A 24,701-nucleotide genomic window follows, 5' to 3' on the forward strand; every position below is an offset into this window, starting at 1 on the left:
CTTGGTGCCTATGGGATTCCTTTTGTATTTTTGCGCTGCCGGCAACGTACGTATGTTAAACCGGCATCTTTCTCTTCAATTAAAATTCAAAAATTATGAAAATCGGGATATTAGGTGGCGGACAGTTGGGACGGATGTTAATTCAGGAAGGTCTGAAATACGACGACGAATGGTTTACCCTGGATCCTGCAGCCGACGCGCCCTGCAGTACCATTTCCGATTTTACTCAGGGCAAATTTGATGAGTATGAGACGGTTTTCAACTTTGGGAAGGGGAAAGATGTGGTTTCCATTGAAATTGAGCATGTGGATGTGGATGCACTTTTTGAACTTAAAGCCTCAGGCATCAGAGTTTGCCCAAGTCCCGAAATCATCCGGATCATCCAGCAGAAGATATTGCAGAAGAAATTCTACAAAAAGCATGGTATCCCAAGTCCTGAATTCCAGATTATTCAGCAGAAATCCGAAGTAGATTTCCCCTTGCCGTTTGTACAGAAAATGAATACCGGCGGTTACGACGGTAAAGGGGTACAGGTCATACGTACGGAAGACGATCTGCAGAAACTTTGGAATGTACCCTCCGTACTGGAAGCTCTTGTCGATATTGAAAAGGAACTTTCCATCATCGTGGCGATTGGCGAGGACGGCGAAACGAAAACCTTCCCGGTAACTGAAATGGTGGCCGATCCCAAACTGAATCTTCTGGATTTCAACATCTGTCCGGCACATATTTCCGAGGATGTGGAAAAGCAGATCATCGACATTACCGCGCAGTTCACTAAAGCCGCCAACTCTGCCGGCCTTTTTGCCATTGAACTCTTCCTCGATAAAGAAGGTAAAGTTTGGGTAAATGAAACTGCGCCCAGGCTGCATAATTCCGGGCATCAAACGCAGGAAGGAAATGCCAACTCGCAGTTTGAGCAGCTGTGCCGGATCCTGAAGAATGTACCGCTGGCCGATACCGAGGCAATGGGCTACTCGGGCATGCTGAATCTTGTGGGGGATGAAAACCATTCCGGTAAGGTAAGATATGAAGGTTTGGAAGAGGTGATGAAACTGCCACAGACTTATGTACACCTTTACGGAAAAACCAGCACTAAACCTGGACGAAAAATGGGCCACATCAATGTATTGGCAGCTAACCGCGAGGAACTTATGGAAAAACTGATCCGCATTAAGTCGATGGTGAAGGTTACTTCCGTTTAAGCATTCCGGGCCGGTAGTTCATGATGATGACTCCGGTGATGATGAGTATCGCTGCAATGATAAACTTCACTGTGATTTCTTCATTCAGCACCAGCCAGCCCAGGAAGATGGCAATACCCGTATTGACGTAGGAAAGCATGGATATTTGCGTGGGCCGCAGTCTCTTCAGCGCATAATTGAATGCAAAATAAGCAGCCACCGAGCCAAAACAGGCCAGATAAACCGTTGCTGCAATACTTCGGGCCGACCATAAACGGTAATCCGTTTCTTCAGAAAAAAGGAAGGCGATAATTAGCTGCACGATTCCGGCGAAGGCAAACTGATAAAACAGGTTTAGAAAAAGATTATCGTTGCGGAACTGAATTTTCTTCGTGTAGATCGTTCCGCCTGCCCAACCGAATATGGCCAGGAAAAGCAGGATAATTCCGAAAAGATAGTCCGGATTGCCAAAATCTGACATTCCGTTCCAAAAGATAAACAGCACGCCGCTGAAGCCAAAAAGTATCCCGGCAACCGATCTGAAAGAAAATTTTTCCAGTCCGAAAATAACACTGCAAAGCAAAACGGCAATTGGTGACATTGAACTTACCAGGGAGGCCAGACTGCTTGAAATATGAGCTTCGGCCACGGTAGTAAGACCGTTGGCAACGATCAGCATCAGCGACGAAAGGGTGATCTGCACCATGAAGTTACGGCGTCCGATCCATTTTAACTGTCCGCGCGCAATCAGGAAAAGAAGTAGGATAAGTGCGGCCAGCAGCTGCCGTAATCCGGCTACAAACCAGGGCGGGATGGTTTCCACACCGATCTTTATGCCGAGAAAGGTGGTTCCCCAAACGATGGCGATGGTAAGAACTGCTATGATGAGCCGGAGATCTGCGCTGATTTTCACGCTGCAAAAGTAGCCATTCCACACGGCATGAGGTCTTTTTTTGCTAAATTTTCCTAACTTTAAGCCTTCAAAATAAATATCTTTTTTCTCGGTATGGTCGGAATAATTATGGGTAGCCAGAGCGATCTGGCCATTATGCAGCAGGCAGCAGATTTCTTGAAATCACAGAATATAGACTATGAACTTACGGTGGTTTCGGCGCACAGAACGCCGGAACGCATGTTTGACTATGCAAAATCTGCAAAAAGCCGCGGACTGAAGGTAATTGTTGCCGGAGCAGGCGGCGCCGCACACCTTCCGGGTATGGTGGCCAGCTGTACCACACTTCCTGTAATCGGCGTGCCGATATTATCTTCAAACTCCATTGACGGTTGGGATTCCATCCTGTCCATTTTGCAGATGCCTTCCGGAATTCCGGTGGCTACAGTAGCGCTGAACGGTGCCATGAATGCCGGGATTTTGGCCGCTAAGATCATCGGCGCCTCAGATGATGCAGTTGCAGAAAGACTGGAAAAATATCAGGAATCACTAAAGGAGAAAGTCATGAGAACGGTAGAGGAAATCAACAGGAGCCATCCCAACAACTTTGATAAATAGCCGGCCACGGTCCACAGATGGCGGATAATCGCCGCCATCCTGTTTCAATTCCTGAATCAAATTAATTTTGAGCTCAAAAGAAGCCGACTTCTCATATAGAAATGTGGAGAAGTATACATTTGCTTACTTTTTGAAGAATTCCATCAGATCCATATAATTCTTCTGGTTCACGCCGTGACCGCTCATATACTCGCGGAAAGTGAAGTAGCAGCTAAGGTCGTACAACAGATCTGCGGCTTTGCGGCCCCATTCCAATGGGATTACAGTGTCGTCGGTGCCGTGTGAGATAAAGAAACGCAGGTGTTCCAGTTTTTTCTTGTCCTTAACAATTTCGCCGAGAAGTTTTTCTTCAGGGTAACAGCTCAGACAGGCTACTTTGCTGAACAGTTCAGGCAAACGTAGCGCAAGTGCATAGCTAAGAATTCCGCCCTGCGAGAATCCGCACAGATGTGTTTTGTTGTCGGTTAGTCCATATTGGTTGGATATCCGGAGCATCTGATCCAGGATTCCGTTCAGCGAAGCATTGGCCTGTGCAGTATCTACAAATTTTTCAGGGTCCATAAAATCGATATCATACCAGGAATAACCTTCATATTCAGTGGAATGTGGCGCCCGAAAACTTACCACGATCCAATCGTCGGGTAAGGTGGGTGTAAATGAGAAAAGGTCCTGTTCATTACTGCCGTAGCCGTGAAGAAGAAACAGAATGGTGGTTTGCGGAGTGATATGCTGAGGTTCGCGTATGAGGTATTGAAGGTCCATAAAATATTTTCTGCGAATATACTCAAATCTGTTGCCACGCCCGGGGATTGTCATTAAGGCCGGAATAAGGTGTAATTTAATTGCAAATAATGTTCAGAATGTCAAACTTTATTATCAAAAAATCCTATATTTGACCGTTAATAATAAAATTTGGCATGAAAAGAACGCTTCTTTCCCGTAAAAAGATCAGTTTTACGTTACCGTTAATAGCTTCAGTTACTATATTAAGCCTTTTTTCCTCCTGTAAGGAGCGTGAAGAAGACCCGAACGAAACGCTGAGCGTAGCCTTTACCGTACAGGCAACTCCGCTGGTAGACATCAATGCGGTGGTTACTCAGGTAGGTACAGTACAAAGCACCAAGTTCAATGTTCCCGGAACTACCTGGTCCAGTGAGCCGCAAATCGTGAACAGTTCTGTAGGAGCTGTACATCTTGCTGCAACCGGAGAGGGTGTAGATGCCGATTCCAGACTGATTGTAAGGATTTTTGTAAACGGTGAACAGAAAGCTGTTGATACTGCCAAAGGTATCAACCTGATGGCCAAGACGGTGGTGGATTTTAATAAATAAGAATTAGCTCGTCATTATAAAACTCCCGGAAATTTATTTTCGGGAGTTGTTTTTTGTCGTAGAATATGAAGCGGGGACTCTGGATTTGCCTCAAGAAGAAATACATTCTTGGACAGTTCTTCTTTATCTTGTGATGGTATTTGGAGGACATGAAAAATCAAGTGGTTTAACAAGAGCCAAGAAAAAGATTTAAAAAAAATGGCTGGAACGATCCTTAATAATGAAATGATACAATCAAGTATCGCAAAGTGGGCAGATACCATCTCTGCTTCTAATTGGGGTGGGAATAATCTACATATTGATGAAATTGACAGTTTGATGAATTTGGAACGGAATCAATGGGTTAGGGTGTCATTTTCTATTCTCAATATTATTAGTAATAAAAAAAGAAAACCTGATTCTCTAATACCTTTTTTACATATAGATTTGGAATTTACCAAGTGTAAGATCGAAATTAATAATATTACCCTCGATTGGCTAGAAGAAAACATCGATCGCTATACTCCTCCGAGTCTGCATTTTACTACTAAAGAATATTTTAACAGTTTTTACGTTCGCGAATTATCTCGCTGTGAAGTGGGAAATGATATTTTAGAATACATTAATTACTCAGATAAGCTCTCATTTTTTAAAAGACAATACTTGGATAAAGACGAGGAGATGTATTCAAATGAAATTTACATATTTATTGATTGAAGCATATAGGAATCAAATAGAGACGAGATGAAAGGGGAAAGGAGCCGCAAATCGTAAACAGTTCTGTAGGAGCAGTACTTCTTGCTACAACCGGTGAAGGTGTAAATGGATTCCAGACTTATCGCAAGGATTTTTGCAAGTGACGAACAGAAAACTGTAGATACCGCTAAAGTATCAACCTGATGGCCAAGACGGTGGTGGATTTCAATAAATAAAAGATTAGCAATCCAAAGCAAATAACAACTCCCGGAAATGTTCTTTCCGGGAGTTTAAATTGACTGTTTTAATTTATAGTTCGCGCTCTACTTTTGCGACTGGCTTCAGCTTAATAAGCCTCATTTTGTCCAGCAGAAGCATAATGTAGTAGGTCACATCTATCTCGTGCCATCTTACGCCGCCAAAGTTGGCTCTGCTGCCGTGTTTGTGGTGATTGTTGTGATAACCTTCGCCCATCATCAGCCAGTCGAATCTGAAAAGGTTTTTAGAGGTATCTGAAACTTTAAAGTTCACATAGCCGTAAATGTGCCCGAACCAGTTGATGATCACGCCGTGAATAGGCGCCATCATATAAGCAACAGGAAGTAAGAGCCACTGCCACCAGGCCGTAGCGAAAATATAAAAGAAGGCGGTATAGCCGGCCGCCCAGACAAGTCTGGAAAACCATGAACTTGCAAAGCGGTCAAACGCTTCCCACTTCGGAACGTTCTTGGTGAATTTTTCTTCTATAGCTACCTTTTGCTGGTTAATCTGCTGATAAATGGATTTCGTACGCCACATCATTGTGAAAAGGTTATGGTCGTATTTCGGCGAGTGCGGATCTTTTTCAGTGTCGGCGTAGGCATGATGCATGCGGTGCATGACACCATAGCCATAAGCCGAAAGATAATTGGATCCCTGTGTGATCCAGGTGAGGACATAACATAGCTTTTCGCCAAAACGGGACATTTTAAAACTTTGATGAGCGGCGTAGCGGTGGAGGAAGAAGGTTTGGAAAAAAAGTCCGGAATACCAAAGGACTGCAATAAAAATAAGGATGGTCATGAAATGAAAGAATATATGAAGCCATAAAGTTACGCCGAATACAGTAAAATCATGGTCTGTAGCTCCACCTTACACTATGCATACAATAAAAGCCGCAAAAAATTTGCGGCTTTTATAGGTGTTATATGGTGTGTTTACACTGCTTTCACGATGAAATAATTCTTCTTTCCTTTCTGCAGCAGCAGGAATTTCCCGTCAATTAAATCTGCTTCAGAAACTTCAAACGTGTCGTCTACTTTGTCTTTATTGATGGAGATGGAATTGCTTTGCAGCTCCCTCCTGGCTTCACCTTTAGACTTCAGGAAACCTGATTTCTCAGAGATAAGGTCAATGATGTTGGATCCGATCAGTTCCGCTTTTGAAATATCCTTCTGTGGCACTCCGTCGAACACTTCAAGAAAGGTATGTTCATCAAGATTTTTAAGGTCTTCTGCCGTAGAACGCCCGAAAAGTATATCCGAGGCCTTCACTGCTTTTTCAAAATCTTCGCGGCTGTGTACCCAAACCGTCACTTCTTCCGCCAGTTTTTTCTGAAGTTTCCTTTCATGGGGAGCCTGCTTATGCTCCTCTATCAGACTTTCAATTTCTTCTTTGCCCAGGAAGGTGTAGAATTTTATAAAACGTTCGGCATCCTCATCGGTCGCATTTACCCAAAACTGGTAGAAACGGTAGGGAGAAGTCCTTTTGGGATCCAGCCAGTAATTCTCGCCACTTTCAGATTTCCCGAATTTGGAGCCATCAGCCTTGGTGATAAGCGGAACCGTTAAGGCAAAGGCTTCGCCCTGTACCTTTCTGCGGATAAGTTCCGTTCCCGTGGTGATGTTTCCCCACTGGTCCGAGCCGCCCATCTGCAGCTTCACGTTATTGTTTTTGTAAAGGTGCAGGAAATCATAGCCCTGCAGTAACTGATAAGTAAATTCTGTAAAACTCATCCCCTCGGCACCGTTTTCGCCTGTAATCCGCTTCTTTACTGATTCCTTGGCCATCATATAGTTAACGGTCAGGTTCTTGCCCACATCGCGTACAAAATCAAGGAAGCTGAATTCCTTCATCCAGTCGTAATTGTTCACGAGCTCGGCTCTGTTCTCTTCCTCACCTTCAAAGTTGAGGAATTTTGAAAGTTGCGCCTTGATGCAGTCTACATAATGATTCAGTGTTGCTTCGTCCAGGAGGTTTCTTTCGCTGGATTTGCCGGACGGATCGCCAATCATACCGGTGGCACCGCCCACAAGAGCAATCGGCTTATGGCCGTGCTGCTGGAAATGGGCCAGAACTTTAATCGGAATCAGACTTCCTATATGCAGTGAATCCGCTGTGGGGTCAAAACCTATATATGCCGACGTAACTTCCTTATTCAACTGTTCATCAGTTCCGGGCATCATGTCTGCGTAAAGTCCTCGCCATTTAAGTTCTTCGATAAAAGGATTCATTTCTATAAAATTTTGGGTAAATATAATGTTATAACAGCCTGAAATTTTGGTTCGGATATCACTCTGCCTTCCGGGTGGCCAAAACTTCAGTTTTCTGCAGGCGTTTAAAGGTGCGTGCACTAAGTGCGATACTGAATTCAAAAAGAATAAGAAGTGGGATAGCAGCCATCATCATGCTGATGACATCAGCCGGCGTAATAACCGCTGCAATGATCATAATAAGCACTATGGCATGTCGCCTGTAAGTCCTGAGGAATTTTGGCGTCAGGATGCCGATGGTTGTCAGGAAATAGACGATCACCGGAAATAGGAATACGATTCCCATACCGAGAACAATCTGGAAAAACAGGGCCGTGTAATCAGAAAGGTCATACAGAGGTTCAATGATATCAGAAATTTTGAAAAGTACGGCAAAGTTGATGGCAAAGGGCAGGATAAGATAATATCCGCAAAGAATGCCCAGAAGGAACAGGATCCATACGGAGTTAATCAGCATCAGCGAATTGTTTTTTTCCTGAGGCCGGAGAGCTGGTGATATAAAGCGCCAGAGTTCCCAAACAATATAAGGAAAGGCCAGTACCACGCCACCCAGGAAGGAGACGGACATCATCACATTAAACTGCTGGTAGAGTTTCTGTACACGAACCGGAAAATCATCCGGAAGTATCATGGCATCCACACCGCTCATTTGCCTGGACAGCATATTGATCACCTGAAATGTGGGAAAATCATTTCGCACCGGACCGAAAAATACCTGGTCCATAATCCATTCAATATTGAAACCTACCACCAGCGCACCTATGACTATCGCTATGATACATCTGATCAGGTGGCCGCGCAGTTCGCCAATGTGTCCCATAAAGGACATGTCTTTTCCTTCGCTCATTTTATTGGGTTCCGGCATTCAGCATATGAAAACGGAAGCTGCAAAAATACTGATTTCTGCGGGATAATAGGCAGGCTGGGTTCAGGAAAACCAGTTACTAATTGATGCCTTCATCCAGTAGCCTGTGGATGTCGATGATGCCAAAATACTGTCCCTGGTCTGTAACGATCAGCTGCCCGATATTCCGCTCTTTAAGGATAGCCATAGCCACTTTGGCCAGTTCCTCTTTGTCGATGCTTTTAGGATGGTGGCTCATAATTTCTTTGGCAGTGACTTTCGAGACATCTTCTTCGCGCATCAGCATACGGCGCAGATCACCGTCGGTAATAACACCAACGATTTCCTGGTCACGGGTGACCACTGTAATTCCGTGCGAGGAACCGCTTACTGAAATAATGATTTCTCTGATGCCGGCATCTTCGGTAACCTGTGGTTTCTGCGGAGAAAGGAACTGTTTTACGCGGGCGGTGAGGTTTTTCCCCAGGCTGCCACCGGGATGGAACCTGGCAAAATCCTGCTCGCGGAAGCCACTAATTTCCATTAGGCAAACGGCCAAAGCGTCACCCAAAGACATCTGCACGGTGGTGGAGCTGGTGGGTGCCAGTTTTATGGGGCAGGCTTCCTTTTCTACAGAAGAGTCCAGGATGACCTCCGAAAATTCAGCCAGTTTAGAATTGGGATTTCCGGTCATGCCAATAAGGGCTGACGAATATTCTTTCAGAAATGGCAGCAGGTTTACGATTTCGGGCGAATTGCCGCTGTTGGAAATGCAAAGCACCACATCGCTTTTCTGAATGACACCCAGGTCGCCGTGTATGGCTTCCGACGCGTGAAGAAACTGTGCCGGTGTACCGGTAGAATTAAGGGTAGCTACAATTTTATTTCCTACATGGGCAGATTTGCCTATTCCCACAACAATAAGTTTTCCTGCAGCGCCGTTTATAATCTCCACGGCTTTAAGGAAATGGTGATCCAGACGGTTTTTAAGATTTTCGAGTTCCTGTATTTCAATGCTTACTGCAGACCTGGCAATATCGAGGATTTTTTCCGGATTCATTTTCAGATATTTGGGATGGAATTTGGATATGATTTATATCATTTATTTTTTTGTGTTAACGCGTTGAAAATCGACTCCATAGATTGAGTTTGTGATTTTAATTTGTTAACTTTGGCTTATTTGCAAATTTAGAAAACTTTAAACGAATTACGTTTACTGAATACAGAATGTGGATGTAGAAAGACCTTAGTGGTAAAGCCCGCTTACGGTCTTAAAATGAATAATAAGATGAAAATAACTTCCGCCGAACTAACAGGCGAACTTAAAAAATATTTCGGATTTTCAAAATTCAAAGGTCAGCAGAAAGAAATCATCACTACCCTGCTGGGAGGCAATGATGTTTTTGTGCTTATGCCTACGGGTGGCGGAAAATCCCTTTGCTACCAGTTGCCCGCCCTTATTTCGGAGGGAACCGCAATCGTAGTCTCACCGCTGATCGCCCTGATGAAAAATCAGGTAGATGCCGTGAACGGCCTCTCCTCGGATCCCGGCGTAGCCCATGTCCTGAACTCATCGCTTAACAAGACCCAAACCAAGCAGGTTTTCGACGATATTACCGCAGGACGAACCAAATTATTATATGTTGCCCCCGAATCACTCATCAAGGAAGAGTATCTTGACTTTCTGAAGGAGGTTAAGATTTCCTTTGTAGCCATTGACGAGGCGCACTGTATTTCCGAGTGGGGCCATGATTTCCGCCCGGAATACCGCAATCTGAAGCTGATCATTGACAAAGTTGCCGATGTTCCCGTAATTGCGCTTACCGCTACTGCTACACCTAAGGTGCAGGACGATATTCAGAAAACACTTGGAATGACCGATGCGAAAGTGTTTAAGGAAAGTTTTAACCGGCCTAACCTTTTTTATGAAGTACGCCCGAAGGTCAACATTGACAAGGAAATTGTCCGCTTCATAAATCAGCATAAAGGGAAGTCCGGAATTGTGTACTGCCTGAGCCGCCGGAAGGTAGAAGAGTTTGCTCAGCTGCTGCAGGTGAACGGAATCAACGCACTGCCTTATCATGCGGGTCTGGACCAGAAAACCAGGGTAGCCAATCAGGATAAGTTCCTGATGGAGGAGGCTGATGTAATTGTGGCTACCATCGCTTTCGGTATGGGTATTGACAAGCCGGATGTACGATTTGTTATTCACTATGATATTCCAAAATCCCTGGAGAGTTATTACCAGGAGACCGGCCGTGCCGGCAGGGATGGTGGCGAGGGTCACTGCCTGGCTTTCTACGATCCCAAAGACATTGAGAAGCTGGAAAAGTTCCTGGCCCAAAAACCTGTCTCAGAGCGCGAAATTGGCCTGCAGCTGCTGAACGAAGTGGTGGGTTATGTGGAAACCTCCATGAGCCGCCGCCAGTACATACTGCATTATTTCGGCGAAAAGTTTGATCCTGTAAAGGGCGAGGGAGCGCAAATGTGCGACAACTCTGTAAATCCACCCAAGTTGGTGGATGCTACGGCCGAGCTGAAGATGGTCCTGGAGATGGTGAAAGAGCTGGATGAAAAATTTAAAACTAAAGACCTCATCTCGGTGATTGTCGGTAAAGAAAATTCTGTTACCAAATCTTATAAACTGGAATCCGGAAGACATTTCGGCATGGGCAGGGATAAACCTGAGAATTTCTGGAAATCAATTATCCGTCAGGCTACCGTTCAGAATTATCTCCAAAAAGACATTGAGACCTACGGGGTTCTTAAGGTTACCGAAAAAGGTTCGAATGTAATTTCAGGGAAAGATACTGAAGCTTTCCAAATTGCCGAAGACAGGCAGTACGATCTTGCACAGACTAAGGCCAATTCAGACCAAATGCAGGGTCAGCAGGGTGGTGGACTGGATCAAAACCTGTTTGCGCAACTGAAAGATCTTCGTAAAAAGGTGGCTAAAAAACACGGAATTCCGCCTTACACGGTGTTCATGGATCCCAGTCTGGAAGATATGACTGTTCAGTATCCGATTAAGATTGAGGAAATCGGTAAGATTTATGGCGTAGGCGAGGGCAAGGCCAGAAAATACGGTAAGGAATTCGCTGAATTCATCAGCAGGTATGTAGAGGAAAACAATATTGAACGTACACAGGACATGGTTATCAAGCAGGTGGCAAACAAGTCATCCCACAAGGTGTTCATCATCCAGAGTACCGATAAGAAAATTGACCTGGAAGACATTGCCAAAGCGAAGAACCTCAGTATGCACGACCTCCTTAAGGAAATGGAAAGTATTGTATATCAGGGTACCAAACTTAAGATTGACTATTACATCGATGAGAATTTTGATGAGGATATTGTAGAGGAATTCATGGACTTTATGAAAGGCTCCGAAAGTGACAGTATGAAAGTATTGCTCAATGAATTTGGTGACGACCTTAGTGATGATGAGGTTCGTATGCTCCGTATCAAATTTATTTCGGATGTAGCCAATTAATGCCTTTGGCTTCACGCTGAAGAAAGATAAATTTTTCCGGCATCTCCTGGGTGCCGGAATTTTTTTTGTTTTGATTTTTTGTCGCTTCCTACATTTGTTAATTGTGCGTATCCGTACAAGTTTTGCTTCAAAATTTTCGTAATTTTGTGCCACTTAATTTTTAATTATCAAATCAAAATAAAATGAGTCAATTTGATGTTACCGTTATCGGTTCAGGTCCCGGTGGTTACGTAGCTGCAATCCGTTGCGCACAGTTGGGTTTAAAAACTGCAATCATTGAGAAATATCCCACCATGGGCGGTACCTGCCTCAATGTAGGTTGTATTCCTTCCAAAGCGCTCCTGGACAGTTCAGAACATTTTGAAAACGCAAAACATAACTTTGCCTCTCACGGAATCATCATCGATGAGCCAAAAGCTGATCTTGCACGGATGATTGAAAGAAAAAATGAAGTAGTGGAGCAAACCACCAAAGGGATCAACTTCCTGATGGACAAAAACAAGATCACCGTTTTCGAAGGGGTGGGAAGTTTTGAATCTTCCACTCAGGTTAAGGTTACCAAAAACGACGGTTCCACTGAAACCTTAGACTCAAAATACATCATTATCGCAACAGGTTCCAAACCCAGCTCACTTCCATTCATCACTTTGGATAAGGAGAGAGTGATCACTTCTACAGAAGCTCTGGAACTTAAGGAAATTCCAAAACATCTGGTGGTCATCGGCGGTGGTGTCATCGGTCTGGAACTGGGTTCTGTTTATAAGAGATTAGGATCAGAGGTTACTGTTGTTGAATTTATGGATAAGATCATTCCTACAATGGATGGTGCTTTGTCCAAGGAGCTTAACAAAGTTCTCAGAAAGCAGGGTATGAAATTCATGCTTTCCACAGCGGTGCAGGCGGTTGAAAGAAGTGGCGACACTGTAAAAGTAACTGCAAAAGATAAAAAAGGTGCTGAAGTAGTGGTGGAAGGAGATTACGTTCTTGTTTCGGTGGGCAGAAGACCTTATACTGACGGCCTTGCACTGGAAAAAGCCGGTGTGGATATGGATGAGAGAGGTCGCGTGAAAACGGATGAACATTTGCAGACCAACGTTTCCAATATCTACGCAATCGGTGATGTGGTTACGGGAGCTATGTTGGCACATAAGGCGTCTGAAGAAGGAGTACTTGTAGCCGAGCAGATTGCCGGACAGAAACCACACATCAATTATAACCTTATCCCTGGCGTAGTTTATACCTGGCCGGAAGTGGCCGCTGTTGGTAAGACGGAAGAGCAGCTTAAGGAAGAAGGTGTAGCCATTAAAGTGGGCAGTTTCCCAATGCGTGCATTAGGCAGAAGCAGGGCTTCAGGCGATGTTGACGGATTTGTTAAAATCATTGCCGACGAGAAGACAGACGAGGTTTTGGGAGTACACATGATCGGCGCCAGAGCGGCCGATATGATCGCTGCTGCTGTAACCGCCATGGAATACCGTGCAAGTGCCGAAGATATCGCAAGAATGTCGCACGCGCACCCAACCTTTGCAGAAGCCATCAAGGAAGCAGCACTGGACGCTACCGCAAAAATTGCGATACACATGTAATCAGAGGCAAACAGCCATCGCTAATAAAATCATCCGTCTCAATACCCAATTGAGGCGGATTTTTGTTTGGGATAGGAATCGTTGAGTCTTGAGAGTAGAATATCTGCGTAATCTGCAGGCATTAAAAAGTTAATTTGCGCTAATCTGCGTGAAAAATACCGCTCACAGATTACACAGATATTCACAGATTAGATCTGCGCAATCCGCATAATCTGAAGACATAAAATATAATAATCTGCGTGAATCTGCGTGAAAAAGATTGCTCACAGATCACACCGATATTCACAGTAAACATCTGCGCAATCTGCGTAATCTGCAGACATAAAATATAATAATCTGCGTGAATCTGCGTGAAAAATATTGCTCACAGATCACACAGATATTCACAGATTAGATCTGCGCAATCCGCGTAATCTGCGGGCATAAAATATAATAATCTGCGTGAATCTGCGTGAAAAATACCGCTCACAGATCACACAGATATTCACAGATATCATCTGCGCAATCCGCGTAATCTGCGGGCATAAAATATAATAATCTGCGTGAATCTGCGTGAAAAATACCGCTCACAGATCACATAGATACTCACAGATATCATCTTCGCAATCCGCGTAATCTGCGGGCATAAAATATAATATTCTGCGTGAATAAGATTGCTCACAGATCACACCGATATTCACAGTAAACATCTGCGCAATCGCGTCATCTGCAAACTATATAATATATTGATCTGCGTGAAAAATTCTGCTCAAAGAATCAGTATCACCCCGCTATGTCTGAGTTTTTGCATCGGTTTTGAAAACCAAAACAGCTCAAAATCCTCAAATTCTGCCTCAAAGTTGCTCTTCAGCTCTTGCAGGGTGAGTTTGCGGGCATTTTCAACAGGATTTTCGGCCATAACTTTCATCAACCACCCCGCTTTAGCTTCTTCCAGTTCCACAGTCACTCTGTTGGTTTTCAAGTGAAAGGTCAGTTGTGTAAATAATGTGGTCTGGCCTTTCCTGGTTTTACTGTAATGTTCAGCCTGCGGATTTGTATTTGTGAAAATCACTTTCGAGCTTCCTTTAAAAGTAAAATTCTCCTCATCCAGCAGGCAGTCATGGATATAAGTGGGAGGAATAGTTGTTTTTGGAATTTTGAAATCAAACCATTCGCGCAGTGGCAGGTCAAAATTTATTCCGTGCATATAATTGAAGATCGACTTTCTCAAACCCGCGCTGAAACGGCTGTGATCGATTCCTGTCTTGTCTGTGAACTGAACGTCATTATTCGCAAACCGAATGTCCTGAAGTACAGGCTGTACGCCAAACTCCTCCGGATTCTTTCCTACCGGCGAATGTGCTGTCATGGCAAACTGATGCCAGAAGCCACTTTGTACAATACCTATTTCAAATAGTTGCCGCACCATCTCCAGCGAATCTACGGTTTCCTGCACCGTTTGTGTAGGGTAACCGTACATCAGGTAGGAATGCACCATAATTCCGGCTTCGGTAAAATTCCGCGTCACTTTGGCTACCTGCTCCACCGAAACTCCTTTGTCAATCAGTTTCAACAGGCGGTCACTGGCCACTTCCAGGCCGCCGGAAACGGCAATGCAGCCGGAAAGTTTGAGCAGATAACAAAGGTCGCCGGTAAAACTTTTCTCAAACCTGATATTGGTCCACCAGGTCACCACCAGTTTTCGTCTCAGGATTTCCAGCGCTACCTCACGCATAAGTGCCGGCGGAGCAGCTTCATCAACAAAATGAAAACCTGATTCCCCGGTTTCCGCAATTAAGATTTCCATACGGTCTACAAGAATTTTGGCCGAAACAGGCTCATAGGTCTTGATGTAGTCCAGTGAAATATCGCAGAAGGTGCACTTGCCCCAATAGCAGCCGTGTGCCATCGTAAGCTTATTCCACCTTCCGTCGCTCCACAAACTGTGCATAGGGTTGGCCACTTCAATTACCGAGATATAGCTTTCCAGCAGCAAATCGCTGTAATCAGGTGTGCCTGTATAAGCCATTTTATAATCAGGTCGGATAGAATTGTCTTTATAAACAGTTTCGCCGTTCTGCAGCAGGAATGTCCTTTTAAATTCTGGCTCCGCACTCTGTGTTAAACCACAAACGTGCGCATGAAGCAGTTGGATGGGCAGTTCGCCGTCGTCCAGTGTTATGAAGTCAAAAAACTCAAATACTCGGGCATCTTTCAGATCGCGCAGTTCCGTATTGGGAAATCCGCCGCCCATGGCCGTCTTCACTTCCGGATAATTTTGTTTTATAAATTGGGCAGCTCTGAAAGCTGAATACAGATTTCCCGGAAAAGGCACGGAAAAACAAACTATCTTCGGCTGAATCTCATCAATTCTTTTCTTCAGAATTTTTAATGTAAACTGGTCGGTGAAGGTCGGATTACCCTGAAGTTTCGCATACAGTTCATCAAATGAATTGGCACTTTGGCCGATGCGTTCTGCGTAACGGCTGAAGCCGAAATCGGGGTCAATGTTTTCGATAATAAAATCTGAAAGGTCTTCTAGATACAGCGTGGCCAAATGTTTTGCCCGGTCCTGCAGTCCCATGTTACCAAATGCATAATCCAGATCATCCAGCGCATTGAACCGCGAGGCTTCCGGCAGGAAATTCATTGTGCAGATCTGTCTGGCCAGGGTAGGGTTTCGGTTTTGCAGAAAAAGCGTCACCTGATCTATGGTATTTACATACTCATCGCGCATTGCAAAAATCCGACTGCTGTTTTCTGAGAGAGCGGATACATCACTAACACCTTCAAACACTTTCGCCAGTCCGTCCTTTGAAAAAAGCTCAAGAATCACCTCTATACCCAAGTCCATCTGAAATGAGCAGATGTTTTTTGTGTTCAGGAATCCCTTCAGATAGGCTGTGGCGGGGTAAGGCGTGTTCAGCTGGGTAAAAGGGGGAGTGATTAAGAGAAGATCTTTCAAGAATATTTTTTGCAAATTTATTGAAATATTGACAATACTACCAGCGTTTAACGGGACGCCGTACGATATGTATTCCTTCCTTGTGAACGCTGTATAAATCTGATTTCATTTAGAATCAGAATTTTGCTTAGATTTACTGAAAGCAAGACTGAAATGAACTCAACAGAACCTTCAATTATAAAGAACGGCGATCAGTGCCGGGTGACCGGAGGTACACATAAGGGGAAATCCGGTAGTGTGCAGGATTCCAATGTCAGTAAAACAGGTCAGTTAACAATTACTGTTGTACAGGATAGTGGGGTCCGTTTCAAAACTTTAGCAAAAAATGTTGAGTCAGTTCTAAAATGACCTGTTAAGCCGTTCTGCTGATGACTGTACCGAATTAAAGAAAATAAAAATGAAAAGAAATTCCAATATCGTCCCGCTGTCCCGTGATCATCATTTCGGTCTCCTGTGCAGCTGGAAAATCCGTCAGGGACTAAGCAAAAACATTGACCCAAAGCGCATTTCCGTTTATCTGGATTATTTTTGGAACACTCACCTCAAAACTCATTTTAAGGAAGAGGAGGAAGTGCTTTTCATTAAAAGAGAAGATGCGCCTACAATGAAGGCTTTGGATGAGCACAGGCAAATTGAACACCTGGTAAACCGTATTACGGATGATCCCCGGGAAACTCTCCTGATGGAATTTTCGGAACTTCTTCAGGAGCACATCCGTTTTGAGGAAAGGGTTTTGTTTCCCCATTTTGAAACTATTCTCACTGAACCCGAACTCGCGGAAGTAGGCAAACAGCTGGACCTTATTCATCAACCTCAAACCGACGGTTATAAAGATGAGTTCTGGCGATGATAGATCGTATAATTTAACATTAACTGATTTAAATGCACAAGAAGCATTAATATTTTTAATATAAGCACGGGTTACAGCCCGCTGAAATGTTAAAAAATTCGTGATTTTATCGCACTTCCTGACCATTTTGGTCTGATGTTTTCATGCTTGTCACAATTGAAGATATGATAAAAAAATTACCGACTTACTTTTTTGCTTAAACCAGGCGCATACTTCAGCTTTTTTACTGAGTGTGGGTCTGGTTGTTTTACATTAACTTTTTTGAAAAAAAATGTTTCATAAAAGTGTAGTAGAGAATAAATTGTAATTTTTTTAGGATATCTTTGATGAAGCTGTCATCACGACTGTTGCTAAATTGTCTGATATCACATGAAAAGTTTTAAAAAAGTCCTTAAATATGCCGGTATAACTTTAGGATCACTCATCATTCTGGTGGTATTTGCAGTCCTGAGCCTGCAGCTGCCGGCGGTCCAGAATTTTCTAAAAGTCAAACTGGTAAACTATCTTGAGGAAAAAATTCACACCAAGGTAACACTGGAACGCGTTTTTGTGGCGTTCCCCAACAGCCTGGTAATGGAAAATCTTTACCTCCAGGACCAGAACAAAGATACTTTGCTGTTCGCCAGGAAAGTGGATGTTGGTCTTCATATTCCCAAACTTCTTAAAAGTACGGCAGATTTGACCTCTGTTGATCTGGCCGGAGTACGTGCCAATGTAATCCGCCGTCAGAACGGTAACTTTAATTTCGATTATATACTGGAGGCTTTCGCCACTAAGGACGCTGAGGAGAGTGAATCCAAGCCGTTTATTATTTCACTGGACAAAATTAAGCTTCAGGATATTGGAGTTAACTTTCGGGATCTTCAGGCCCGCAACGATCTGAGTGTATATTTTAAGTCCTTTGATACCCGCGTCAGGACTTTTGACCTTCAGAACAATTCCTATGCTGTAAATGACATCCTCATGGATGGACTGCGACTCCGTTTAAAGCAGGATTTGCTGGAGGAAGTTGCGGAGGAGGTAGAACAGACTGTTGATTCACTGAACCGGCGCAAGCCTATGCAGTTGGGGCTTAACAGGATTAAACTGACAAATTTCGATATTGATTATGGTGATGATAACACAAAAACATTCGGTAAGGTCAAATTCGCCGAACTCAGTTCGAAAGTAAATAAACTGGACCTGCAGAACAGTGATTTTGTTGTAGATAATGTGACACTGAAAGGTGCTGACATTAATGCGAAAATGTTTATGCCGGGTTCCAAAGGCGCTTCAACCAAAGATAACACAGATAAAAATAATCAGAACACGGACAGGCCTCTCGCACTTCAGCTTAACAGATTAACATTTGACGATGTCCGCGTGGTGTACGATAATACGGCAATACCAGTTACGAGGCGCGGTATGGATTTCAACCATCTTAATTTCTCTAAACTGGATATGGAGGTCCGGAACTTCCAGATGAAGGATGGAACATTTGCCGGCACGGTAAATTCGGCGGTGGTTAAAGAAGGTCGCGGACTGGATATTCAGCGTTTTGAAACCGATTTTGTTTATGGTGAGAAACAGGCTTATCTGAAGGATCTTTATTTGCAGACTTCAAAGACACTTCTGCGCGATGAACTGGTATTGAACTACAATTCAACTGAGCAGCTGTCTGCCAATCCGGGGGCGGCACGGATATCGGCAAATCTTCGCAACTCAAAGGTAGGATTTTCAGATATTTTGATGCTGGTGCCATCCCTGCAGAATACCGTTCCGTTTAACAAATATCCTAATTCGGTTGTCAATGTAAATACAAGGCTTAGGGGCAGCCTGAATGACCTGCAGATCCAGTATCTGGAGCTTTCCGGGATTGACAGGCTGAAGGTCAACGCGTCGGGAAATGTAAAGAATGCCATGAATCCGGACAATCTTCTCTATGACCTGAACATCCGCGAACTCTCATCCGATGCCCGCACAGTTACAAACTTGCTACCTAAAAATACATTGCCGGCTAATATCACATTACCCTCTTTTTTCAGGATTTCCGGTATCGCTAAAGGAAGTACTCAGGTCGTAAATGCCAACCTGAAATTAACGTCGACTCTTGGTAATGCCGCCATACGGGCCGCTTTGGACATGAGGCGTAAAAACCAGGAGCGCTATGATGTCGTGGCTAATTTGCAAAATCTACAGATCGGAACAATTATACAGAATAAAGACCTGCGTTCCGTCACAGGGCAGATTGCTGTTAAGGGCCAGAGTTTCGATCCAAACCGGGCCATCGCCAATTTAAAGGGAAATATTGCCTCTGTATATTATAACGGCTATACCTACAGGAATATGAACCTTGCAGGCACGGTGAACCGTGGGGCTTACGTTATTAACCTGGATTCCAAAGATCCGAATGCCAATTTAAAACTGCGTGCTTCAGGAGTTTACAAAGAAAATAATCCAAGCATCAGGGTAAATGGTAATATCCAGAAACTGGACCTCAACAAACTGGGTTTTTATAAGGATCAGATGATTCTTGCGGGTGAGTTGGCTGGTGATTTCACGAGTCTGGACCCTGACGCACCAAACGGTTACCTCTATCTGCGGAATTTTTCCATTTCAGATACAAAGGATGTCTATCCTCTGCAGGAAGTAGCACTCACAGCGCGGTCTACACCGGACAGTAACAGTATTAATCTGCAGTCTCAGATAGCAGATGTAGATCTGACAGGAAAATACAAACTGACGCAGATATTCGGCTCACTAATGCAGACGGTAAATGAGTATTATCAGTTTCAAGGCCCGGGAGCTGCGGCTTCAAAAGTGGATCCAAACCAGTTCTTCGCCTTCAGCGCAAAGATTAAGGATGACGATTTGCTGCGCCGCTTTGTTCCTGAACTGAATTCCTTTGAACCTGTTGTTCTTACTGGAAATTATGTGGCAGATACCCGACAGCTGCAGATAAATGGTCAGATACCTCAGGTAAGCTACGGAAAGAATGATATTAGAGGTGGTGTGATTTCGGTGAATAATGCTGGTGATGCTTTGATATATGATGTAAGTCTCGACGAATTCAAAAATGAGAGTATCGCATTGATGAAGGTAAACCTGAACGGTAATGTGAAGGACAATCTTATCACTTATAATGCATCAACCAAAGATGAAAAGGATGCCACCAAATTTTTACTGGCCGGAACCGCAGAGAAATTAGGCGAACTGACGGAAATCAGCCTTAATCCCGATGGACTGATCCTGGATTACACCAACTGGCAGGTTGCACCGGGCAATTCTCTGCGAATTGGCAGCCGTGGTATTGTAGCTGATAATTTTGCGGTCTCCAACGCCGGAAGTGAAATTCGGTTGCAGTCCGAATCCAATGTTCCCAACAGTCCGCTCAATGTAACCATCCGTGATTTCAAAATAGAATCCATTACAGAAATCCTGAAAAAAGATTCGCTTCTCGCGAAGGGAAATATCAACGGTACTGCGCAGTTGCGGGATCTTAAAAACAATATGTCCTTCACTTCGGATTTGGCGGTAACAGACCTCTTTGTGTACGGAAGTCCGGTGGGTAATGTGGATGTAAAAGTGAACAGCGAAACTTCTCAATTGCTGAGAGCCGATGTACAGGTTTCCGGTAATGATAATGATGTTAAGCTTCTGGGGACATATAATACATCGTCCGGCATTCTGGATATGAATCTGGATATGGACAGGCTGCAGATGCAGACGGTTCAGGGGCTATCGCTCAATGCCATTGAAAATGCAGAAGGTTATCTTTCCGGCGATCTCAAAATTGCAGGTAATCTGGATGCACCTTCCATTCTTGGTGATGTTAGGTTTAATAATGTAGGTCTTGGGATCACACAGTTGGGAACTAAGTTCAAAAATATCAATGATGAAATCAGTTTTACAAGAAACGGGATTGATTTTAATGATTTCCAGCTTAAAGATGAAAGCGGAAATGCCATTAGGGTTGACGGGTCAGTTTTAACTGAAAGATACAGGGAATTTGCATTTAATCTTGATGTTGATGCAGATGATTTCAAAGTGGTAGATTCCAGGAAAGATAATGACAAACTGATGTACGGTGTACTTGCTGTAGATGCCGGCCTCCGTATCCGGGGTGATCTTGACTTGCCAAGGGTAGATGGCAGTATAGCTGTAACGGATGTCACAGATTTCACATTTGTATTACCCCAGTCATCACCTGCAATGGAAGACAGAGAAGGTATAGTGGAATTCATAGACCAGGACCAGATCGCCCTTCAGGAAACTGTTACGGCAGATTCACTCACAAATCAAAGTGACATAAAAGGCCTGGACGTAAATGTAAACATTGAAGTGACCAAAGAAGCAAAGATCTCGCTGCTCATTGACAAAGCCAACGGAGATTTTGTGGCACTTCAGGGTGAAGCACAGCTGACCGGCGGGATAGATCCTTCAGGAAAGACCACGCTTGTAGGTGTTTATGAAGTTGATCAGGGTGCCTACGAAATGTCGGTAAGTCTGCTGAGAAGAAAATTTGAAATTCAAAAGGGAAGCACGATAACCTGGACGGGTGAACCAACCACTGCTGACCTGGATGTGACGGCCATATACAAAACCGATGCAGCACCACTGGACCTGCTGCAGCAGCAACTCACCGGCGTTACCGGCACTGAACTCAACCAATACAAGCAGCGGATTCCTTTTAATACCCTGCTGATGATGAAGGGAGAACTCATGAAACCGGTTATTAGTTTTGATATTACAACGGATGAGGAAAACAGTTCGGTTTCAGCCACGGTATTAGACAATACGAGAGCTAAGCTGGACCAGCTCCGACGCGAAGAAGCTGAGATGAACAAGCAGGTTTTCGCGCTGCTTCTACTGAACCGTTTCATTGGCGAAAATCCGTTCCAAAGCGAGACCGGACTCTCTGCTTCCACAATTGCGAAGCAAAGTGTGAGCAGGATACTTTCCGAGCAGTTAAATAACCTGGCTGAAGATCTGGTAGGAGGGGTAGAACTTAATTTTGACCTGGAATCCACTGAGGATTATTCCAGCGGAAACAGAAATGAGCGTACAGACCTCAATGTGGATCTGAGCAAAAGACTTTTCGATGACCGCCTGAAAGTGACAGTAGGCAATAATTTCGGCATTTTAGGTGATACCCGGAAAAATGAGCAAACCACTAATATTGCCGGCGATGTAACTTTGGATTACAGCCTGTCCAAAGACGGCAGATATATGCTGCGTGCTTACCGCAAGAATGATTATCAGGTCGCCCTGCAGGGGCAGGTTATTGAAACCGGCGTGGGCTTCATTATTACTTTGGATTACGATAAATTCAGGGAGATTTTTGAAAGAAGCCGCAAACAGAGAGACACAAAAAACAAAACCGAAAACACGACTTCAAAATAATGAAGAAATCCAGTTTATTATATTTGCCTGCAGCTGCCGTAGCTTTAGCATTAACGGTTTCATCGTGCAGTAATACGCGCTTTCTGAAAGAAGGCGAAACACTTTACACAGGCGCCACCATCGACATCGTAAACGATACCTTAAGCAAAAAGGAAAAATCCAATCTGAAAGATGCGCTCAAGGATCAGTTGCGGCCAAAACCCAATTCTTCCTTTCTTGGTTTGCGGCCTCAGCTTTATATCTATAACATAACAAAGGAGCCAAAAAAGGAAAAGGGACTCCGTAACTGGCTGAAGTACAAAATTGGTGAAAAACCGGTGCTTTTGGGGGATGTGGATCGTGAATTCAATGAAAAGATCATCGTTAATTATTCTGAAAACAAAGGGTTCTTCAATGCACGTGCATCTTCGGATACCATTTCGAAAAACAGACGGGCAAAAGTTGCCTACACCCTGAAACCCGGCGCAAGGTATTTCATCAGCAACGTTACCTACCCGAAGGATTCAACTGTCATCAATGCAGAAATACAGTCTATTAAGGATAAATCATTCCTGAAGACGGGCAATCCTTTTGATCTGGATGTGATTAAAGCGGAACGCGAGCGCATAGATGAACACCTTAAAGACAAAGGTTTCTATTATTTCGGCGCGGACAATATTGTGGTGCAGGCCGACAGTACCGTAACAAAAGATCCAAAAGTAGAGCTTATCATAAAGTTGAAAGACAATACTCCGCAACTTGCCAAAGAGCAGTTTACCATAGACAAAACCATCGTTTTTCCCGACTACAATATTGCTGACGCCAAGCTGGGAAAATATGGTATTCCCTATAATACGGATTCGGTGGAAGTTATAGACGACCTTTACATCATTGACCCTGAGAATAAATTTAAGCCCAAAATATTTGACCGTGCGTTGTACTTTGACAAAGGTGACCTTTATAACAGGAAAGACCATAACCTCTCGCTCAACCGTCTGATCAGTCTGGGTGTTTTTAAATTCGTAAAGAATGAATTCATCGTTTCAGATTCGCTCAACCATAAATTTGATGCCTATTATCTGCTTACGCCAAGGCCTTTTCAGTCCTTGCGACTGGAAACCTTAGGTAAGACGAGTTCTGCCAATTATACGGGCGGCGAGGTTAACCTCAACTGGACCCACCGAAATCTCTTCCGTGGTGCCGAACAGCTGAAAGGTGCGGTGTATGGTGCTTTTGACGTGCAGGTTGGCGGCCCCAAAGATGCCAATAATATTATCAGGGTGGGTGCCAATGCACAGCTTTCTATTCCCAGGATTGTGGCGCCTTTCCGGTTTGAATCTTCCAGCGCATTTGTACCCCGGACCAATATAGAGTTGGGTTATGAGTACCTGAGCCGGACAGGACTCTATACACTTCACAATTTCAATACCTCCTTCGGTTATTTGTGGAAGGAAAATGAGAGGAAAGAGCATAACCTCAAGGTTTTGGACGTTACGCTGGTGGCTCCCCAAAATGTGAGTGATAAATACCGTGAACAGATTGAAGGTAATCCAGCGGCGGGAATTCCTGCAAACCCTTCGCTTCAGCGCGTGATAGACAAACAGTTAATCTTCGGACCTGCGTACACTTATACTTACACCAACACCATGCTTCCGAAAAAAAATACGGTATATTATAAAGGTAGCGTGGACCTGGCGGGAAACATTGCCGGTCTTGTAACTGGCGCCAATGCTAAAGAGGGTAGCCAGAAAGAGCTTTTCGGCATTCCTTTCAGTCAGTATGCGAAGATGGAGCATGACTTCCGTTATTACCGAAAGGTGGGCGATAAGTCCTCAATCGCTTCCCGGGTAATTGCGGGTCTTGGCTACCCTTACGGAAACAGTACCACCATTCCGTATGTAAAGCAATTCTTTGTGGGAGGAAGCAACAGCATACGGGCATTCCGGGCCAGGACCCTTGGGCCGGGCAGTTATGATCCGCGCGTGCAGAACGCCTCTTTTTTCTTTGATCAGTCCGGAGATATTAAATTGGAGATGAATCTGGAATACCGTGCGAATCTTTATAAATTCCTTAATGCTGCTATATTTGCTGATGCCGGAAATGTTTGGCTTGTAAATGAAGACCCGGAAAGACCCGGCGGTAAATTTTCAGGTGATTTTTTTAAAGAGATGGCAGTAGGAGCAGGGATCGGTCTGCGTTTGGACTTTTCAATTCTCATTCTGCGCCTGGACCTGGCCATGCCACTTAGGGTTCCTTATTATGCTGAGGATGAGCGTTGGGCTTTTGACAGGATTGATTTTGGAAGCAGTGCCTGGCGCCGTGATAATCTGATCCTCAACATCGCAATCGGCTATCCTTTCTGAGATATTGCGTTGAGAATTAATACTAAAGA

17 protein-coding genes are annotated in these 24,701 nt (G+C 44.1%); 10 read left to right on the plus strand and 7 right to left on the minus strand.

What is annotated here, in order from left to right:
- The first annotated feature begins 95 nt into the window (after positions 1-95).
- Entirely contained in the window at positions 96-1,205 is a 1,110-nt protein-coding gene (locus F7R58_RS04195; RefSeq protein WP_158063694.1) for a 5-(carboxyamino)imidazole ribonucleotide synthase, read from the plus strand.
- On the opposite strand, the gene F7R58_RS04200 is transcribed toward F7R58_RS04195, so the two are convergent.
- Positions 1,192-2,097, minus strand: a complete 906-nt coding sequence (locus F7R58_RS04200; protein WP_158063695.1) for a DMT family transporter — start codon at positions 2,095-2,097, stop codon at positions 1,192-1,194. The two genes, F7R58_RS04195 and F7R58_RS04200, sit on opposite strands and share 14 nt — an antisense overlap.
- Before the next feature lie 93 nt (positions 2,098-2,190).
- On the opposite strand from F7R58_RS04200, the gene purE reads away from it, so the two are divergent.
- Positions 2,191-2,694 carry a 5-(carboxyamino)imidazole ribonucleotide mutase gene (gene purE / locus F7R58_RS04205; RefSeq protein WP_158063696.1) on the plus strand — a complete coding sequence of 168 codons (504 nt, stop codon included), beginning with the start codon at positions 2,191-2,193 and terminating at the stop codon, positions 2,692-2,694.
- A gap of 123 nt (positions 2,695-2,817) precedes the next feature.
- Here purE and F7R58_RS04210 read toward each other — a convergent pair whose 3' ends face one another.
- A complete protein-coding gene (locus tag F7R58_RS04210) occupies positions 2,818-3,456 on the minus strand; it encodes an alpha/beta hydrolase (protein WP_158063697.1) in 639 nt (212 codons plus the stop codon).
- 155 nt (positions 3,457-3,611) lie between these two features.
- On the opposite strand from F7R58_RS04210, the gene F7R58_RS04215 reads away from it, so the two are divergent.
- Positions 3,612-4,025: a hypothetical protein gene (locus F7R58_RS04215; protein ID WP_158063698.1), complete on the plus strand. Its 414-nt coding sequence runs from the start codon at positions 3,612-3,614 to the stop codon at positions 4,023-4,025.
- A gap of 198 nt (positions 4,026-4,223) precedes the next feature.
- Entirely contained in the window at positions 4,224-4,721 is a 498-nt protein-coding gene (locus F7R58_RS04220; protein WP_158063699.1) for a hypothetical protein, read from the plus strand.
- 288 nt (positions 4,722-5,009) lie between these two features.
- On the opposite strand, the gene F7R58_RS04225 is transcribed toward F7R58_RS04220, so the two are convergent.
- The 4 genes from F7R58_RS04225 to F7R58_RS04240 all read right to left on the minus strand — a co-directional run bounded on the left by F7R58_RS04225 (position 5,010) and on the right by F7R58_RS04240 (position 9,135).
- Entirely contained in the window at positions 5,010-5,762 is a 753-nt protein-coding gene (locus tag F7R58_RS04225; protein ID WP_158063700.1) for an acyl-CoA desaturase, read from the minus strand.
- Between the two features lie 134 nt (positions 5,763-5,896).
- Entirely contained in the window at positions 5,897-7,192 is a 1,296-nt protein-coding gene (tyrS, locus tag F7R58_RS04230) for a tyrosine--tRNA ligase (RefSeq protein WP_158063701.1), read from the minus strand.
- Between the two features lie 58 nt (positions 7,193-7,250).
- On the minus strand, positions 7,251-8,078 hold the full coding sequence (gene tatC, locus F7R58_RS04235) for a twin-arginine translocase subunit TatC (RefSeq protein ID WP_158063702.1): 828 nt from the start codon (positions 8,076-8,078) through the stop codon (positions 7,251-7,253).
- 97 nt (positions 8,079-8,175) lie between these two features.
- A complete protein-coding gene (locus F7R58_RS04240; RefSeq protein ID WP_158063703.1) occupies positions 8,176-9,135 on the minus strand; it encodes an SIS domain-containing protein in 960 nt (319 codons plus the stop codon).
- A gap of 228 nt (positions 9,136-9,363) precedes the next feature.
- On the opposite strand from F7R58_RS04240, the gene recQ reads away from it, so the two are divergent.
- Positions 9,364-11,568, plus strand: coding sequence for a DNA helicase RecQ (gene recQ / locus F7R58_RS04245; RefSeq protein ID WP_158063704.1), 2,205 nt, complete (start codon positions 9,364-9,366; stop codon positions 11,566-11,568).
- Positions 11,569-11,750: 182 nt separating this feature from the next.
- Entirely contained in the window at positions 11,751-13,154 is a 1,404-nt protein-coding gene (lpdA, locus tag F7R58_RS04250; protein ID WP_158063705.1) for a dihydrolipoyl dehydrogenase, read from the plus strand.
- 748 nt (positions 13,155-13,902) lie between these two features.
- On the opposite strand, the gene F7R58_RS04255 is transcribed toward lpdA, so the two are convergent.
- Positions 13,903-16,098 carry a B12-binding domain-containing radical SAM protein gene (locus F7R58_RS04255; RefSeq protein WP_158063706.1) on the minus strand — a complete coding sequence of 732 codons (2,196 nt, stop codon included), beginning with the start codon at positions 16,096-16,098 and terminating at the stop codon, positions 13,903-13,905.
- 153 nt (positions 16,099-16,251) lie between these two features.
- On the opposite strand from F7R58_RS04255, the gene F7R58_RS13125 reads away from it, so the two are divergent.
- The 4 genes from F7R58_RS13125 to F7R58_RS04275 all read left to right on the plus strand — a co-directional run bounded on the left by F7R58_RS13125 (position 16,252) and on the right by F7R58_RS04275 (position 24,672).
- A complete protein-coding gene (locus tag F7R58_RS13125) occupies positions 16,252-16,446 on the plus strand; it encodes a KOW motif-containing protein (RefSeq protein WP_158063707.1) in 195 nt (64 codons plus the stop codon).
- 49 nt (positions 16,447-16,495) lie between these two features.
- A complete protein-coding gene (locus tag F7R58_RS04265) occupies positions 16,496-16,948 on the plus strand; it encodes a hemerythrin domain-containing protein (protein WP_158063708.1) in 453 nt (150 codons plus the stop codon).
- Positions 16,949-17,317: 369 nt separating this feature from the next.
- Positions 17,318-22,330 (plus strand): translocation/assembly module TamB, encoded by a 5,013-nt coding sequence (locus F7R58_RS04270; protein ID WP_158063709.1) that lies wholly within the window; start codon positions 17,318-17,320, stop codon positions 22,328-22,330.
- Positions 22,330-24,672 (plus strand): BamA/TamA family outer membrane protein, encoded by a 2,343-nt coding sequence (locus F7R58_RS04275; protein WP_158063710.1) that lies wholly within the window; start codon positions 22,330-22,332, stop codon positions 24,670-24,672. Before F7R58_RS04270 ends, F7R58_RS04275 begins: the two co-directional genes overlap by 1 nt.
- The last annotated feature ends 29 nt before the right edge of the window (positions 24,673-24,701 follow it).

Source organism: Chryseobacterium sp. (assembly GCF_008831505.1).
GTDB lineage: Bacteria > Bacteroidota > Bacteroidia > Flavobacteriales > Weeksellaceae > Marnyiella.

Bases quoted from the DNA above. Each gene is read 5' to 3' on its own strand.
- F7R58_RS04195 (WP_158063694.1), top strand. From the start codon at position 96: ATGAAAATCGGGATATTAGGTGGCGGACAGTTGGGACGGATGTTAATT.
- purE (WP_158063696.1), top strand. From the start codon at position 2,191: ATGGTCGGAATAATTATGGGTAGCCAGAGCGATCTGGCCATTATGCAG.
- F7R58_RS04210 (WP_158063697.1), bottom strand. From the start codon at position 3,456: ATGGACCTTCAATACCTCATACGCGAACCTCAGCATATCACTCCGCAA.
- F7R58_RS04215 (WP_158063698.1), top strand. From the start codon at position 3,612: ATGAAAAGAACGCTTCTTTCCCGTAAAAAGATCAGTTTTACGTTACCG.
- F7R58_RS04220 (WP_158063699.1), top strand. From the start codon at position 4,224: ATGGCTGGAACGATCCTTAATAATGAAATGATACAATCAAGTATCGCA.
- F7R58_RS04225 (WP_158063700.1), bottom strand. From the start codon at position 5,762: ATGACCATCCTTATTTTTATTGCAGTCCTTTGGTATTCCGGACTTTTT.
- tyrS (WP_158063701.1), bottom strand. From the start codon at position 7,192: ATGAATCCTTTTATCGAAGAACTTAAATGGCGAGGACTTTACGCAGAC.
- tatC (WP_158063702.1), bottom strand. From the start codon at position 8,078: ATGAGCGAAGGAAAAGACATGTCCTTTATGGGACACATTGGCGAACTG.
- F7R58_RS04240 (WP_158063703.1), bottom strand. From the start codon at position 9,135: ATGAATCCGGAAAAAATCCTCGATATTGCCAGGTCTGCAGTAAGCATT.
- recQ (WP_158063704.1), top strand. From the start codon at position 9,364: ATGAAAATAACTTCCGCCGAACTAACAGGCGAACTTAAAAAATATTTC.
- lpdA (WP_158063705.1), top strand. From the start codon at position 11,751: ATGAGTCAATTTGATGTTACCGTTATCGGTTCAGGTCCCGGTGGTTAC.
- F7R58_RS13125 (WP_158063707.1), top strand. From the start codon at position 16,252: ATGAACTCAACAGAACCTTCAATTATAAAGAACGGCGATCAGTGCCGG.
- F7R58_RS04265 (WP_158063708.1), top strand. From the start codon at position 16,496: ATGAAAAGAAATTCCAATATCGTCCCGCTGTCCCGTGATCATCATTTC.
- F7R58_RS04270 (WP_158063709.1), top strand. From the start codon at position 17,318: ATGAAAAGTTTTAAAAAAGTCCTTAAATATGCCGGTATAACTTTAGGA.
- F7R58_RS04275 (WP_158063710.1), top strand. From the start codon at position 22,330: ATGAAGAAATCCAGTTTATTATATTTGCCTGCAGCTGCCGTAGCTTTA.